Consider the following 16,908-nt stretch of genomic DNA (forward strand, 5'->3'; position numbering starts at 1 on the left):
TTTTTTGTATTTTTTTGGTGTTTTAGTTTTGCTTTATTCTTTTAATAATGCTAGTCCTAATTCAGCCAACTGATCATTAGTTACATCACTAGGAGCATCCATTAAAAGATCTTGATTTTTCGAATTTTTAGGGAAAGGAATAACATCTCTAATTGATTTTTGTTTAGTTAAAAGCATTATTAATCTATCTAATCCAAAAGCAATTCCGCAGTGTGGAGGAACGCCATAATCAAAAGCCTTTAAAAATCATCCAAATTTTGACTCTTGTTGTGCTTTTGTTAAGCCTATTAAATTAAACATTTTCTCTTGCATTTCTTTGTCATAAATTCTGGCACTTCCACCAGCAATTTCAAAACCGTTAAGCACTAAGTCATATGCTACAGCATTAATTTTATCAATAGGCAATTTGTCCAATTCGTCTAAATTATGGGCGAATCTGGTAAAAGGATGATGAGCTGCGTCTCATTTGTTTTCATCTTCATTAAATTCAAACATTGGTCAGTCAACTATTCATGCAAAACGGTATTCATCTTTTGCATAATTAAACATATTATTTAGCTCAACTCTAACTGCACCTAATGCTTGTGAAGCATTTTCATAGCTATTAGCAACAATAAAATATGTACCGTCTTTATTGTCATTTTCATTAATGAGCTTCTTAGCTTCCAAGGGTACTTTTTTAGCAAAATTTGTTTGTGAAATTTCGCCATTTACTACTGTAAAATAGAACAATATGTTTGCTTTGTTTTTCTTAGCAATCTCTTCAAGAATACTAAATTCCTTTTTACTAATAACTGAATCAACAAAAAGTATTCTTTTACTTTTAGCATCTTTTATAATGGCAAAATCAGTGTCGGCACAAAAGTTATCTATGTCAGTAATTTTATATTCATATCTTAAATCAGGTTTATCACTGCCATAGTCTTTAATTGCATCAGCATACTTTATTTTTTGAAAAGGAATTTTCACATTAACTCCTGCTGAAAGCATTATTCTTTTAACTAATTTTTCAATAGTTTTATGAAAATCCTCAACCTTTAAAAATGAAGTTTCAATATCAAGTTGCACAAATTCAGGTTGACGATCCTTACGGCTATCTTCATCACGATAGCATCTAGCAATTTGATAATATTTTTCAAAACCTGAAATCATTAATAATTGCTTGAATAACTGTGGACTTTGAGGTAGAGCTCAAAATTGGCCTTTGTTTCTTGTGCCAACTAAAAAATCACGTGCTCCTTCAGGGGTGCTTTTTGCTAAAGTAGGAGTTTCGATTTCAACAAAATCATTTTCATAAAGAAAATTGCGAATTTCATGCATTACTTTTGCTCTAAACAAAATTGTTTTTTGCATCTCAGGGCGGCGTAAGTCCAAGTAACGATACTTCAATTTTATCTCTTCTCTTACTTCAATATCATCTCTTATTGCAAAAGGTAATTCATTAACAGACTGAGATAAAATATTGTATTTAGAAACCTTTATTTCAATATCTCCAGTAGGAATTTCTTTGTTAGGATTAAGCCTTTTAACGACTAGCCCTTCAACATACATTACGCTTTCTTTTGTGACGTTAACGTCTTTTTCAAAGACACATTGGACAATTCCGTATCTGTCACGTAAGTCAATAAAAGTCAGTGGGCCAAATCTTCTTTTATTTGAAACTCAGCCATATAAATAAACTTTTTCGCCTACATTTTTCTTAGTCAAAAGTCCATTTTTAATATATTTACTTTTCATAAGTTCCTTTGAATAATTTTTAAAAGTTTTCTTATTTTTTACTAAAGTTAGAATAGCTTTAGTTTAATTTTTTAATTAATCATTATCAATTTCTGATGACTCATCTAATTGTTCAATAAAGTCCAGTATTTTTTCAAAATTATCTAAATCTTTTGGATCAAATTTAATTTTTTTATTAGTTTCAAAATCTTTTATAAAGCAGTAATTATTAAGAGCCTTTTCATCATTTAGTATTAAAAATCTTGCCTTAATTTTTTGTGCTTTTTCATATATTTTTTTATTTTTTGCAAGCTCATAAACAAAATGAGTATTTAGATCTAATCCTCTTAAATAAGAAGCAATTGCAAATAATTCTTCTTTGCATTCATTAGAGCTTGTACCAATTAAAACATCAATATTTTGTTCAACTAACTCACTATATTCTTCACCTTTTTGTAATTTTAGTAGATCTATCAACCTATCAATTCCTAGTCCTCAGCCAGCAGCACGTAAATCAGGGCCGCCAAGATCTTTAACTAAATTTGAATATCTTCCACCACCTATTATCGTAGCTTGTGCGCCAGCATTTTTATCTAAAGACATAAATTCATACACTACTTCATCATAGTAGTCTAGTCCTCTAACTAGTGAATGATCAACTTCATATTCAATGCCCAAAATATCTAAAAGATGCAATGTCTTTTTGAAGTGTTCTTCACTTTCAGAAGATAAGTAATCTCTAAGCACTGGAGCATTTTTCATAAAAGGCTTTTGCGAATCAATTTTGTCATCTAAAATACGAAAAACATTGTTTTTAAGGCGTTCTTGACTTATTTCGGTTAGCTCATCTTTATAATTTTCTAAGTATTTTCTAAGATCTTCTTGGTATTTTTCTCTTGACTTATTATCACCAATTGAATTAATTTTTAGAACAAAATTAACATTTAATTCAGAAAGCAAATTGCTTGCCATTTGAATAAGTTCAGCATCTTGAAAGGCATTTAATTCACTGCTTTTGCTATCAATTATTTCAGCTCCAGCTTGATAAAACTGTCTCATTCTACCTTTTTGTGGCTGCTCATATCTAAACATTGGCCCATAATAAACAAATTTAGTAGTTGTTGGCCAAAACTCTTCATTAGTAACATATCATTTGTTTTCAATTAATGCCCTAATAAATCCCGCTGTGCCTTCAGGTCTTAAGCTAAGTTTACGATCTCCTTTGTCAGTAAATTCATACATTTCTTTATTAACAATGTCGCTTCCTGCCACACTTCTTTTATATAAATCAGCCGATTCTAAAATTGGAGTTTCGATCAAATTAAAGCAATTTACTTCAGCAAGATGCAAAAATTCATCTAAAATTTCATTACGTATTTCAATGTCATTTGATTCATAATCTTTAGTGCCTTTTACCCTGTTAAACATAATTCTCCTTAGTGAATTAATAAATCCTATTCTGCTGCTAGAGTGTCTTAAAAAATATGAATTTTTTTTACTAAAATATATAGCTAAATGTAATAATAATTTTTAATTATACATTTATAATATTAAATATTATTGACTACTAGGCATAAAAATTCAATATTTTTATTCTATTAAATACATAATTTGACTTTTATGGCTGTTTTATAGGCATATACATAAATTATGTCCTTTTTTAAGCATAAAGGAGTGAAATGAGCAAAAAATCAGAAGAAAACATTGGAAATAATAGAAAAAAATTTCTTTTATTTCTGCAATGCTTATAACAGTTGGAAGCTCTTTTGGAGCAGGTATTTTTTTAAGTCAAAAAGTGTTTTAGATAGCTCACATGGCAGCTTAATTTTGGCCATATTTGCCTGAATTATAGCATCAGTCGCTGTTATTTGTATTGCTCTAGCACTAGTTGAAATTTCATCAACTAAAAGTGATAATTTGTCTTTAACAAGCTGAAACAAAACATTTAATAGCAGGTTTGTTTACAACGTTTCCAAGGACTTTAATACTTATGTGTGCTTGCCACTTGTTTTTTTCTTTATTCCGCTTTATAGCTTCATTTCCTTGCAGGATGGCCTTAAATTTTTAACAAATAAAACTGGCTTTGGAACTAATCATGATTGAGTTATCTGAATGTTTATTTCACTAGCTCTTACGGTTTATTTATTAACTGTTCCTGCACTTTATTCTAAAGTTGGGGATATTCAAAATATTATAAGTTTAGCAATCAAGTTAGCGCCACTTATCTTTATTACATTTTTAGGTTTTATTTTAGTTGGCACAAATAAAGGTGGGGCATCAGAAGTTTCGTGATTGGTTCAAAAGCATCAAAGCTATGCTGAGTTAATTAAACAAGGCAAAGGCATTCAAGAATTTAACCATATTGGTGCTGGATTAGGAATGTTTTTAGCTATTTCTTCAATTTTTTACGCTTATGATGGTTTTTATGTTTCAGCAGGTATTCAATCCGAAATGAAAGAGCCAAGCAAAACACCAATGGCACTGTTTTTTGGCCTTTCACTAACAACACTAATTTATTTAATAATTGCAATTTCAATGTCTATTAATGGTGGCTCATTTACCAAAATACATGCTTATTCAGTCAACTTAATGGGTCTAAAAGCTACAAATATTATCTTTGGCATAATGAATATTTTTATTGCAATCGGTGTTTTAGGAATAGCAAATGGCTTTGCAATGTGAATGCCTAGATATATTGAAGATCTTATAGTTAAAGGCGACTTACCATTTTGAGAAAAACTTGCACCAAAAGTTAATCCGCATAAACCAGTAGTTGGAATAATTTATTCAGTTACTATTTCAGTTCCTTTTATAGTTATTTTTACTCTAATTGGTGCGCTAGGATATATTGACACTTCAAATTATGGGCCAGTTTATGATAATACAATGGCGATGGCTAAGTTATATTCATTTGCTGATCTAATGGCTAATTGAAATGCTTTAGGATGCTTTTCTTTAGTTGCTTTAGCTATTTTTGGCGGAATAAAAAACCGCAAAAGTAATAAAGTGGAAATAATAAATAAGAAAAAATATTTCTTGCCTACTGCATGAATTTCAATCACCTTTGTTGCTTTGGCTATATTTGTCAGTGTACTTGTGCCAATAATAAATCTATTTTTATTAATTGGAGTTGATAGATCATTAATTCAAGACACTGAATTCACACAGCTATTAGTCGGCAGATTGATGTTAATTATTGTTTTAATACTTTTTATAAGTCTTACTATTATTCCAACACTTATATTGAACAAAATACGAGCTAAAAAATTTGGCTCTTTAGCAAAATATTATGAATATACCAAAAGCAAAATTAAACTATTAAAATTAAACTCTAATACTATAAAATAAGCGCAAAAGCATACTTATACATAAGGTTTTACGGGAGTTAATCATATGAACTTCAAAGATATTTTTATTTGTACAACTGACACAGTCACAGGCATAGGTGGACCAGTTAATGACAATACATTAAAGAGCATTTATTACCTTAAAAACAGGCCTATTAGTAAAAAAATCATTATTTTAGTTGGCTCAGTTGAGCAAGCTAGAGAATTTAAGGAATGAAATCATGAAGCTGATGAATTTGCATCGAAATATTGACCTGGTGCATACTCAGTTATTGTAAATAATCAAGGTTTTAGAATGCCTAATAACTTAAAATTGTGCCAATTTTTACTAAAAAATGGCCCAATGTATGTTACTAGTGCTAATATTTCAGGCCAAGAACCAATTGAGATATCAGAGGCCTCAAAATACTTTCCATTAGTTAAAAATGTTTATGACTTTGGCAAAGGAAATAATAAAGCTAGCCAAATTTATAATCTTGATGAAAAAAAATGAATAAGATAATCATAAATTAAAATAAATATGCGCAGTTCAAAATATTAAAATATATACTTTTAATATAGAAGGCTAGAGGTTTATTATGACACTAAATGAGAAAATTAAATACATTAATGACAATAATTTTATAAAGGAAAAACTGAATTTACACTACTTTTTGCTTTCTCTTTATTCATTATTTTTTACTGCCTTTCTAGTCTTAATAATTTTCTTTTCTAGCCGATGAGATTATTCATTAGGACTTATGACAAGAATTAGCGAAAAAAATCCTTTAGGTTATTTAATCTCTTTCTTAGTGTTTTTTGTTATTGGACTAGTGACTTTTGGAATTTTATTTATAAACTGCTTAATGCTTATACTAGTTAATAAAATGATTAATTACAATATGTTCAGAGCACTAAGATGCTTAAAAATCAAATTGTTTTTTAGTGCAAAATTTCAAATTTTACTGAAGCTAAACAAGGGTGAAGATGACCTAAAACCCTATGAATTAGACTTTTTGGCTTGAGTTAAAAACAAAGGATTTGTCTTGAGCGATTCAAAAGCAATTTCATATTTATATGGAAACTATTGAAGAAGACCAAAAGTATGAACTTTTGTGGCTAATAGCTCTAGGGCAACATTAAAAGACTATGAAATTTATGCTGGTGGTACTATTTTTTCTAAAGAACCAACTAGATTAAAAGTTAAAGTAAATAACCAAGAAATGCATTTTTCATTAGTAAAACTAATACCTGATAAATATATTAAAAACAAATTAGTAGCTAAAGTTCCAAATTCATCATGAATATTAGCCTCTTTAACTTTTAAGCTTATGAATACATTTTTAAGACTTAAAAAAGATAAGCATTCTGAAGAATTAATTAATATGGTTGAAAGACTTTTTAATGATTTAACCTACATTTTCAACAAAAAAATAATTTTTAGACCCAAAAATCATTTAGATGTGTTTAAATCAAACTATATATTTTGGTTTTTTGATTCATATTTTAGTAATTCTGAATTATTCAACTTTTGCGATGATGAGCAAAAGGATGAATTTTTAGAGTTTTTGAACAAATTCACAAATAGATTTGAATATCATAACGAAGTGATTAATTACTTTAAAGCCCTTTTTATAGGCATAAACAGTAATGAAGAGTTCAGAATTATTGTTGATACTGCTATTAAATTAAATAGTCAAAATAAACACTTAAATCTAACTAAACGTTTTAGAAGTGTTGATGGCAAAATCAACTTTATGCGTGATAATTATCCAGAACCAATTACTAATGAATTAATAAAAATTCATATGTATGACTTCTGAAAAGAAGGCCAAAAAAATAACGAAATAGATAGCAGAATTATTTTGCTTAAAGAATTTAATAAATCATTAGAAAACAACAAAACAGTAAAAACACCGGCTAAATAATTGCCTGCTGTTCCTGTTTTATAGGCTTATGTTTCAAATTATTATTAAGCTAAATTCAATGTATTATAAAAGTAGCTTCCAAAAATATGAGCTGCTTTTATTTTTTTAAAATCAAACTTCTAGTAAATTAAAGCAGATTAATACCATTTAAATTGCTAAAAACTCCTTTTAAAATATAATAATTAATATGATATTTATTTGTGGCTCTGAAAAGTTTTTAATTGAACAAGAAGTTGAGAAAATTAAAAAGGAAAATAGTGATAAAACTATTGAAATTTTTCGTTTTGATGACCAAGCTTTAGTTAGCGATTTAATTTCTTCAGCTAGCGCAAATAGTTTATTTTCTGGTGCAAAACTATTCTTAATTTATAACTTAGACTTTTTTGAAAAAGCCACATTTAAAGATGAATCAGACAATGTAAAAGACTTAATTAATGCGCTTAAAATAAATAAGCAAGATAAGTTTGTTTTTATAAATCAAAATATATTTTCAAAAGATAAAATTGCAGTTAATATTTGAACTAAATTTATTTTTGAAAATAACGAACATAAAGTAAAAATGATTGAAGCTAAAGAAATGTCTGAATCTAATTTATTTTCGCTTGCTAAATCTTTAGCTAATAGATACAACATCCATATCAGTGATGAAGCTATTAAATTATTAATAAGTAAAGTTAATAATGATTCATTAATGCTAAATAGTGAATTAAAAAAACTTTCAAATTTAAATAGCATTATTACTCCTGAAATAATTGAAAGCAGCACCGAAACATTGCTTGGTGAAGATATTTTTGCTTTTAGCAACGCTTTAGAAACTAATGATTTAGGCATAATTTGAGCTAGATATAAAGAAAAAATGCTAGAAGGGGTAGAAATAAGCGTGCTAATTGGGCAAATTAGCCAAATATTTATAATTGCTCATCAAATATATGCATATAAAGTTTGTCAACTTAGCATTGATCAACTAAGTAAAGATTTAAGAATTAATAGCTACAGAATTAAAAAAATAAGTTACTTTTTAAGCAAAGTAGGCATAAATAAAATTAAAAAAATGATTCTTTCACTATCTAAATTGGATAAAGATGTAAAAAATGGCTTAGTTAGCGAAAAAATTGGCTTCGAAAGGTTTTTGATTACTTATTTTAATTGGCCTATTAGAGTATAATTTAAAAACATCGGCTAACAGCTGCTAAATTATTAGTAGAGGAAAGTCCACGCTAGCACAATCTGCGATGATTGTAGTGTTCATGCTGATTCTAATAAAATCAGGCTTTGACGACTAGTGCCACAGAGACGAGAATAGTGAAACGGGTAAACTCCATGAGCTAGAAACCCAAATTCTGGTAGGGGAACTTTCTGATGATAAATGAATCTAGGAAAGAATCAAGATTATCTTGGTTAGATAAATTGTTAGCGCCATATTAATTTATGGAACAGAACGTGGCTTATAGATGTAAAAATTCTTGCATTTGCAAGAGTTTTTTTATACTCATTTTACAACTATTCTTGTATAATTTTTTAACTCTTAAAATGAGTTATTTTTTATGCCAATATTTTTAATTTTGCTTATATTTAAAAAAACAAAAATTATCTTTTAAAATATTTAATTTAATATATAATAAAAAGGCTATTTACTAATTGCAATAGTTAACATACAGAAAAGGAGATGCACATGAGACAAACTACAATTGTTAATCGTGAAAAAGCTAATAAGAAGTGATTTGTTGTTGATGCTGAAAACCAAGTAGTTGGTCGTTTAGCTGCTTTTGTGGCTTCTGTTCTTAGAGGCAAAACAAAACCTACATTCACTCCTAATGCTGATATGGGCGATTATGTAATCATTATAAATGCTGAAAAAGCTATTTTTACAGCTAAAAAAGAAGAAGATAAGGTTTACTACCACCACTCAGGTTACCCAGGTGGACTAAAAAGCATTACTGCTGCTAAATTAAGAGCTAAAAAACCTACCGCAATCGTTGAAAAAGCAATCTACGGTATGCTTCCACACACCAAATTAGGAAACAAACAAAGAAGAAATCTTTTTGTTGTAGCTGGCTCTGAACACAAATATGCTGCACAAAAGCCAGAAAGACTAGAGGTAAGATAATATGGCAAATGCTAAATCATCAATAGTTGAATATAGAGGCTTAGGTCGTCGTAAGTCATCAACTGCTAGAGTTATTCTTAGACCTGGTTCAGGTAAATTCACAATTAATAATCGTGAAGCAAAAAATTACTTACTTTCTGACTTGCACATTCAAGATGCTGAACAACCTTTAGTATTAACTGAAACAAAAGGTCAATTCGATATCTTAGTTAATGTTCGTGGTGGTGGACTTAAGGGACAAGCTGGAGCTATAAGATTAGGTATTGCTAGAGCTTTATTATTAGCAAGCGATACATATAGGGCAAAACTTAAACCGGCTGGTATGCTAACTCGTGATGCACGTAGTGTAGAACGTAAAAAACCTGGTCTTAACAAAGCACGTCGTGCTCGTCAATTCTCAAAACGTTAACTTTTTGCAAAAATATCATTAACTTTATTCAATTCGCCATTATAATATTATGGCGAGATTATGCGTGCGTAGCTCAGCTGGTTAGAGCACACGACTGATAATCGTGAGGTCGATGGTTCAAGTCCATTCGTTCGCACCATTTCATTTAAGTGACCAAAATGGCTTTGCCATTTTTTTATTTGCTTGCTTATTTATTTACTTGAAAATGATAATATTTATAAATATGGATACTAATGTAAAATTAATCAATAATATATTTTCTAACAATTTAATTAAACCAATTTTGGGCTGTGAAAAATTTTATGATATTGCTCAGTTAGGCAACTGTAAGATTGAATTAATTTATTCAAATTCAGCTTCAACTGACTGACTAATTAATGCACAAACTGACGAATTGGCAATTCTAATCCAAGGTTCTGCTTCATTGCTTGATGATAGTCATAAAAAAATAAATATGCAAGCTGGCGATTGTCTTTTTATTAAAAAGAACAGCAAGCATAAAATTCTTTCAACTTCAGGTGATGCTATTTGAATTTCAATACATTCTAAGGAGCAAAATGAGCAAAAAAGTTAGAAAACTAATTATTCCTGCAGCAGGCTGAGGCACTAGATTTTTGCCATTAACAAAGGTTATTCATAAGGAACTTTTGCCTATTCTAGATACTCCATTAATTAGTCTTCTTGTTGATGAAGCTCTTGCATCTGGGATTGAAGAAATAATTTTGATAATCAGCGAAAGAAAAAAAGATATAGCTAAGTACTTTGAAATTAACAGTAATTTAGAAAATGAGTTAACTTCAAAAAACAAGTTATCTTTATTAAAAAAAGTGCAAGCTACTAATAAAAATGGCTTAATTAAAATTGTTATTCAAGTGTCACAAAATGGACTAGGTCATGCTTTAGCGTGTGCTAAAGATGAAATTAAAGATGAGCCTTTTGCAATTATATTAGGCGATGATTTAATAAAATCAAAAACTCCTGCAATTAAGCAATTGATTGAATTTTACTATAAAACAGGCTCAAACATCCTAGGTGTGCAGTCTGTATGTGATAGTGATGTATCAAAATATGGCATTGTTTCGCCTTTAAATGAATCTGAAAAAGATAATAAGTTTTTTAAAATTAAAGGTGCTGTAGAAAAACCAAAATTAAGTGAAGCGCCGAGTCATAAAGCAATTTTAGGCAGATATGTTTTTAATAGCGAAATATTAGATATATTAAGCAAAATTGAATATGATGGCATTAATGAAATACAAGTAGTTGATGCTTTTGAAAAGCTACAAAAAGATTATAAACAGGATATTTATGCCTTTGAATTTGAGGGCACTAGATATGATTTAGGTTCAGTTAAAGGCTTTATCCAAGCAAATATTGATTATGCTTTGGATGATGCTGAGCTTAAAGAAGATGTTGCTGAGTATATTTCTAAAAAAGCAGAAAAATAACCTTCAACTCTATAAAACAGTCATATAGGGCATAAAATAGCTAATCAAAACAAACAATATGCTGAAGCTCTAAGCTTTAGATTTTTATTTTTATAAGTCTTTATTATCACATAACAAAATAATAAAAAGGCTACATAAATATTTTTTTGATATTAAATAATTTTGCTATAATGAAAAAGCCAATTGCGTGGGGAAGTACTCAAGTTGGTGAAGAGGACGCATTGCTAACGCGTTAGGGGTGATAAAACACCCGCGGAGGTTCGAACCCTCTCTTCCCCGCCATTTTTTTTATTTTATTTTTAAAAATAATCAATTGTTATGGCTAGTATATTAGTTATATTTTTTGCATTTAATGTATTATTTTAATACTAAATAAGAGGTACTCAATATGAAATGAGAAGAAGCACAAAAATATAATGGACTTAGTGATGAACAAGTCGCCTTGAGTTCACAAAAACATGGTGAAAATATTTTGAAAAAAAGCAAGAAAATTAACCCAATAGTGGCTTATTTTAAACAATTTATTGACCCAATGGTTATTTTGCTAATAATAGCAGCAGTAATAAGCGTTAGCCTAGCAATTTATGAACACTTAAAAGGAAGTAGAACTAGCACACAAACAATAATTGGCTATGTTGAACCTGCCATAATTATGCTTGTAATACTATTAAACAGTGCTATTGGTGCATATCAAGAAGTCAAAAGCGACCAGGCTGTGAGGGCATTAGAAAGCAAAACTATATCAAATTCGACTGTCATAAGAAACAATGAAGTGATAAGCATTCCAGCTAATGAATTGGTTGTTGGTGATTTAGTGCTTTTGTCTGCTGGTGATACTATAAATGCTGATGGAAGACTAGTTAATTCATCTAATTTCTATGCAATTGAAAGCAGTTTGACTGGTGAAAGTGAAGCTGTATTAAAATGTGCAAATTGAGATGCTACTGATGATAAAACTTTAGCAGAAAATAAACATTTAGTTTACTCTGGAACATTTGTTTCAAATGGTAAGGCCTCTTATATTGTTGAAAATGTGGGAGTTAAGACTCAAATAGGTCAAATAAATACGAGTTTACAAAATCAAAAGAAAAATTTGACACCTTTGCAAACAAAATTAAATAAATTAAGCAAATGATTTGGTTATTCAGGCATTATTTTACTTTTCGTAAGTATGCTGTTGCAAATAATTTTTAATAATGTTTCTAGCGGAGTATGAAATAAGCCTGATGTTTATACTAATTCATTAATTACTGGTATCTCTTTAGCTGTTGCTGCAATACCGGAAGGATTGATTGCTTTTACAACAGTGATTTTATCAATTGGCGTTTCAAAAATAAGCAAGGAAAAGGGCTTAGTTAAAAATCTTTTAGCAGTCGAAACATTAGGTTCAGCAAACATAATTTGCACTGACAAAACAGGCACTTTAACTGAAAATAAAATGACTGTTGTTGACCTATACCTCCATAAAAAAGGCTTTTTGGACAACTTAGAAACAAGCGGCATTGATTTTAATGAGCTACTAAACTCACTTTGCTTTTGCAATGATGCATACTTAAATATTGATAATGAAGAAATAAAAGAAATTGGCGATCCAACTGAAACCGGACTTCTTCTTTATGCACTAAAACATAGTGTCACAAAGCAAGAATTGCTTAAAAATAATAATATCATTAGTACTCTACCTTTTGATAGTGATAGAAAAATGATGTCTGTTTTAGTCAAAGACAAAGATAAAAATAAAATTATGATAACTAAGGGTGCGCCAGATGTTGTTATTAGTAAATGCAATAATATAAATAAAGATGAAATTATGCAAATTAATAACGACTGGGCTGCTAAGTCATACAGAGTTTTAGCTTTTGCTAAAAAGAATATTAGTGATGATTCTATTAACTTTGAGGATGAAGATAACTTAACATTTATTGGGCTAGTTGCAATGATTGATCCACCACGTGCTAATGTAGCAAAAAGCGTTCTAGAAGCGCAAAATGCAGGAATAAAAGTTGTAATGATTACAGGTGATAACTTAATAACTGCCAAGTCAATTGCAACAACTTTAGGTATATACGACCCTAATGGCGATGATATATGTCTTGATGGCTCAGAATTAAAAGACTGAGATGATGATAAATTAAGAAATAATGTGCAAAAAATTGCTGTTTATTCAAGAGTAAATCCTAGTGATAAACTAAGAATAGTCAAAGCATGACAATCATATGACAAAGTAGTTGCTATGACTGGTGATGGAGTTAATGATGCTCCAGCACTTAAAGCCAGTGATATTGGCTGCGCAATGGGTATAACTGGCACTGATGTAGCAAAACAGTCAGCTGATTTTATTCTAACTGATGATAACTTTAACACTATTGTTAGATCAGTTAAAAACGGTAGACAAATTTATGACAAAGTCAAAACCGTGATTATGAACCTATTAATTTCATCAGTTACTGAAGTAATTGTAATGCTTATTGGACTAATAGCATTCTACTATGCCTTTAAACAATACTTTTCAGATAATGAATTTTATGTTTTTAGCGCATCACAACTACTTTGAATTAATCTTCTAACTCATGGCCTTCCTGCTATTGCCCTTGGTTTAATTGATTCAGAAATTAATGTAATGAATAGGCCACCATTTAGTAAAAATGAAAGCATTTTTGCTCGTGGCATGGGTATTAATTTATTATGACAGTCCCTAGTTATAAGTTTAATGTCACTTTTATCATATACTGCTGGCGCTTTGTATACTATCCATTTTCACAGTAATCTCATTAATAATGGTCTTAACTTATTAACTATTGCTTCAACTTGTGCATTTGTAACAATGGGTGTGGCAACTTCAATTAATGCTATAAATTTAATTAATGACAACAGCATTTTTAAAACAAGTGTGAAAAAGTACTGACATGTTTATGCGGCAATATCATTTAGCTCATTATCAGTTATTTTAGTAGCCTTTGTTCCTGAATTAGCTAAAGTATTTAGAATGTATGAACACCTTTTAACTTTTGATAATGGTATTCTCTTAGCTTGATCACTACCTTTAGCTTTTGTTAATACCATCTGTTTTGAGCTTAAAAAACTGATTATGAAAACTAAACATAGGCCAAAATTTGCCTTTGCATAAAATTCATAAACTACTATAAATCAATGAAATAAGTCTTATTTCATTTTTTTATTGCCTCTTTCAAAACTAAAATTATTTATAAAAACATAATTTGTAATAAAATATTAATAGAAATTATTAATAGTTATTATTAACTAATAATTTTTATTCATATAGGCAATTCACACAATAATAAAATCAATTAAAAAACAGGTTATGAATTTATTTTATAACTATGTTTAATTTATTAAACATAAGGAGAAATAATGAGCACATCTGCTTTTAAATACTCCAGGTTTGCTTTTAACATTGTCTTTAGAAAAATTAGTACATTCATTTTGCCTATACTAATTTTGGTATTTTCACTAATTATTGGATTAGTTTATAAATTTGCAGTAGGCGAAAACTACCATTTACTTTCAGCCTATATATTTATTTTCATAAGTGCATCAGCAACAGTTATTTTTTCATCTATTAAAGCTTTAAATATCTTCAAAGACTTTGATAGTGAAGGACTAGAAATAATCACTTTATCTAAGCCTATTTCTAGAAATAATTTAATTTTAGGCAAACTGCTAGCATTAATTTATTTTGGTCTTCTATGATCATTAATAATGTTTGTTGCTGCACTATTTGGTCTTTATGCAGTTTATGAAATTAAACAATTCTTTTTAGCTTCATTATTATTTTTCTTTGTTAGCTTAATGACATATTTACTTTTTGGTCTATTTACAGCCTTAATTTGCTATAAATTAAGCCAAAAAATTGCAATGACTATTCCTATTGCGCTCTTTATTCCTTTAGCATTAGGCGGTTCATTAATTTCAGCTAACTCTGCTTCAAATATTAATAATGCAGCGCACTTTATTAATAGACCATATCAATATCACGCTTCTGGCAATGAGGCAAATATAGAACCTTTTTATTTAAATAATAAAAAAGATGAACTTTTGCTTATTTCAAACGGAGCTGATAATAAAGGCTTTTCAGAAGAGCAAGTTAAATATTTGCAGGAAGTTATGAAACTTTCTAATAAATCTAGCGCTGAATGACAAGCATATTCATGACTTTCAGTACCATATCAATTAATTGATATCTTCAACTTCAAAAACAAAAACGTTTTTGAATCAGCATCAGTCAAAAAGTTTTCTAACTTAGATAATTATGTGTATTACAATGAGCTTGATGATGTCACATATAACTATAAATTAGACACAAATGTCAATTTAAAGAAATATATTACTTCTGATAAAAATAATACGCCTAAATACATTGTCCCTGGTGTGCTAAAGTCTAATAATAGTTTAAAAGATGCATATGGAAGCAATATTGAAGTTGTTAACCATGACATTCTTTATGCTCGTGTCGGTTCTGATGATCCAAATATTGAATTTTTTGAAGATGATGCTAATTTCAGTGATGAGGGAAGCAATTTAGTTGGCAGAATTAAGTGAAAATATATTTATGAAGCTCTTAGAGATGAAAGATTTAATCTAATAGCTAAAAACTTTGTTGAAAAATTCAAAGCAAAAATTGTTCAAAATGACAATTTAGTTGAAATAAATAAGTTATTAATGACTGAAATTAGCAAATACATCAATAATGATGATATTGATAATGCCAGTGGAATTAATAAATACAATAATGCCAATGTAACAATTTTTGATGAAAATGCATTGAAACAAAATAAAATAAAATCTATTTTTGAAAAAAGAATTTACTTCACAGTAGCTCTTTTAAACTACATATATTTTAATTATCCAGAAACCAAAATATATGAAGCAATGCTAAAAAACCCTGATACTAAAGAATCTTTTGGAGACTTCCAATACACAATTAATATTCTCGGACAAGACTATAAAATAGGTGGATTCAAAATATTTGTTAAAACAGTTGTCCCTGTTGGAAAAAAAGGTGCTAATGGCGGCATTGAAAATGCCAAAATAAAAATAAGATATGAACTAGATCCTAGTGAAAATAATTATCTTTTCCAATCAGCAGATAAGGTTTTTGCGATAAACAGAAGTAGCCAAATTGTTAATAAAAATGCCTATATTCCAATTTGAATTATTTTAAACGGAGTTCTATTTGCTTCAGTTTTTGCCTTGTATAGAAAGAAGGAGTACAAATAATTATGGATAAAGTTTTAGAAGTAATTGATTTGACTAAAGTCTTTAGCAAAACTAAAAGAGGCATTAAAAACGTTAATATAACTGTAAACTCTGGCGACTTTCATGCATTTATTGGCGAAAATGGCGCTGGTAAAACAACCACAATTAAATCAATAATCGGAGCATATCCAAATTATTCAGGCCAAATATTAATTTATGGCAAAAACATAAAAGATGCTAGCGTTAAGTCGATTATTGGCTATGTGCCTGAAAATGCAATTTTTCCAAAAGAATTAAGTGTTTATCAATATTTATATAACTTTTCTATTTTGTCGAATATACCTAAAAAACAGGCAGATTTAAAAATTAAGAAGTTTTTAAAATTATTTAACATTGAAGATCTTGAAAACGATAAACCTTACAACTTTTCATCAGGTCAAAAGAAAAAAGTATTACTTATTCAAGCATTATTGCATGATCCTAAATTATTAATTTTGGATGAACCGGCTGCTAACTTAGATCCTACTGCTAGATATGAACTTTTTTCATTATTAAAAAACTTAAATGAAAATGATGGCATAGCAATTTTAATTAGCTCGCACGTTTTATCTGAAATTGATAAATATGTCAATTCAGTAACTCTTATACACAATGGGAACATAATCTATTCTGGGGCTAAAAAAGGCCATTTGGAGACATTGTTTTATGAAAAAGTTATTAACGCTTAGTTCAATATTTCCAATTATGCATTTTGTGCCTG

At 29.1% G+C, this 16,908-nt stretch carries 12 protein-coding genes, 2 tRNA genes, 1 other RNA gene and 1 pseudogene; 14 read left to right on the forward strand and 2 right to left on the reverse strand.

Annotation, left to right across the window (positions count from 1 at the left end; genetic code table 4):
- Positions 1-33: 33 nt before the first annotated feature.
- Together aspS and hisS are read right to left on the reverse strand one after the other, a co-directional pair.
- Entirely contained in the window at positions 34-1,737 is a 1,704-nt protein-coding gene (aspS, locus tag MAG_RS02280; protein WP_011949618.1) for an aspartate--tRNA ligase, read from the reverse strand.
- Between the two features lie 75 nt (positions 1,738-1,812).
- A complete protein-coding gene (gene hisS, locus MAG_RS02285) occupies positions 1,813-3,144 on the reverse strand; it encodes a histidine--tRNA ligase (protein WP_011949619.1) in 1,332 nt (443 codons plus the stop codon).
- A gap of 251 nt (positions 3,145-3,395) precedes the next feature.
- Here hisS and MAG_RS02290 point away from each other — a divergent pair.
- The 14 genes and pseudogenes from MAG_RS02290 (at position 3,396) to MAG_RS02350 (ending at position 16,876) form a co-directional block, all read left to right on the forward strand.
- Positions 3,396-5,064 (forward strand): annotated as a pseudogene (locus MAG_RS02290) (APC family permease).
- 45 nt (positions 5,065-5,109) lie between these two features.
- The gene (locus MAG_RS02295) at positions 5,110-5,565 is read left to right on the forward strand and encodes a Sua5/YciO/YrdC/YwlC family protein (RefSeq protein WP_011949621.1); all 456 of its coding nucleotides are present in this window, start codon (positions 5,110-5,112) and stop codon (positions 5,563-5,565) included.
- A gap of 76 nt (positions 5,566-5,641) precedes the next feature.
- Positions 5,642-6,970, forward strand: coding sequence for an MAG4530 family protein (locus tag MAG_RS02300; RefSeq protein ID WP_011949622.1), 1,329 nt, complete (start codon positions 5,642-5,644; stop codon positions 6,968-6,970).
- A gap of 187 nt (positions 6,971-7,157) precedes the next feature.
- Positions 7,158-8,135: a DNA polymerase III subunit delta gene (gene holA, locus MAG_RS02305; protein ID WP_011949623.1), complete on the forward strand. Its 978-nt coding sequence runs from the start codon at positions 7,158-7,160 to the stop codon at positions 8,133-8,135.
- Positions 8,136-8,141: 6 nt separating this feature from the next.
- An RNA gene (gene rnpB / locus MAG_RS03975) (RNase P RNA component class B) lies at positions 8,142-8,423 on the forward strand.
- 219 nt (positions 8,424-8,642) lie between these two features.
- On the forward strand, positions 8,643-9,077 hold the full coding sequence (gene rplM / locus MAG_RS02310; RefSeq protein ID WP_011949624.1) for a 50S ribosomal protein L13: 435 nt from the start codon (positions 8,643-8,645) through the stop codon (positions 9,075-9,077).
- Position 9,078: 1 nt separating this feature from the next.
- Entirely contained in the window at positions 9,079-9,486 is a 408-nt protein-coding gene (gene rpsI, locus MAG_RS02315) for a 30S ribosomal protein S9 (protein ID WP_011949625.1), read from the forward strand.
- Positions 9,487-9,548: 62 nt separating this feature from the next.
- Positions 9,549-9,625 (forward strand) — tRNA-Ile (locus MAG_RS02320).
- Between the two features lie 84 nt (positions 9,626-9,709).
- Entirely contained in the window at positions 9,710-10,060 is a 351-nt protein-coding gene (locus tag MAG_RS03980) for a cupin domain-containing protein (protein ID WP_011949626.1), read from the forward strand.
- Positions 10,044-10,931: a UTP--glucose-1-phosphate uridylyltransferase gene (locus MAG_RS02330; RefSeq protein ID WP_011949627.1), complete on the forward strand. Its 888-nt coding sequence runs from the start codon at positions 10,044-10,046 to the stop codon at positions 10,929-10,931. Before MAG_RS03980 ends, MAG_RS02330 begins: the two co-directional genes overlap by 17 nt.
- A gap of 189 nt (positions 10,932-11,120) precedes the next feature.
- A tRNA-Ser gene (locus tag MAG_RS02335) sits at positions 11,121-11,213 on the forward strand.
- Positions 11,214-11,319: 106 nt separating this feature from the next.
- Positions 11,320-14,058 carry a cation-translocating P-type ATPase gene (locus MAG_RS02340; RefSeq protein ID WP_011949628.1) on the forward strand — a complete coding sequence of 913 codons (2,739 nt, stop codon included), beginning with the start codon at positions 11,320-11,322 and terminating at the stop codon, positions 14,056-14,058.
- 245 nt (positions 14,059-14,303) lie between these two features.
- Positions 14,304-16,169 (forward strand): ABC transporter permease, encoded by a 1,866-nt coding sequence (locus MAG_RS02345; RefSeq protein ID WP_011949629.1) that lies wholly within the window; start codon positions 14,304-14,306, stop codon positions 16,167-16,169.
- Positions 16,170-16,171: 2 nt separating this feature from the next.
- Complete coding sequence (locus tag MAG_RS02350; RefSeq protein WP_011949630.1) at positions 16,172-16,876, forward strand: ABC transporter ATP-binding protein; 705 nt, start codon at positions 16,172-16,174, stop codon at positions 16,874-16,876.
- The last annotated feature ends 32 nt before the right edge of the window (positions 16,877-16,908 follow it).

It is taken from the genome of Mycoplasmopsis agalactiae PG2, from assembly GCF_000063605.1.
Taxonomy (GTDB): domain Bacteria; phylum Bacillota_I; class Bacilli_A; order Mycoplasmatales; family Metamycoplasmataceae; genus Mycoplasmopsis; species Mycoplasmopsis agalactiae.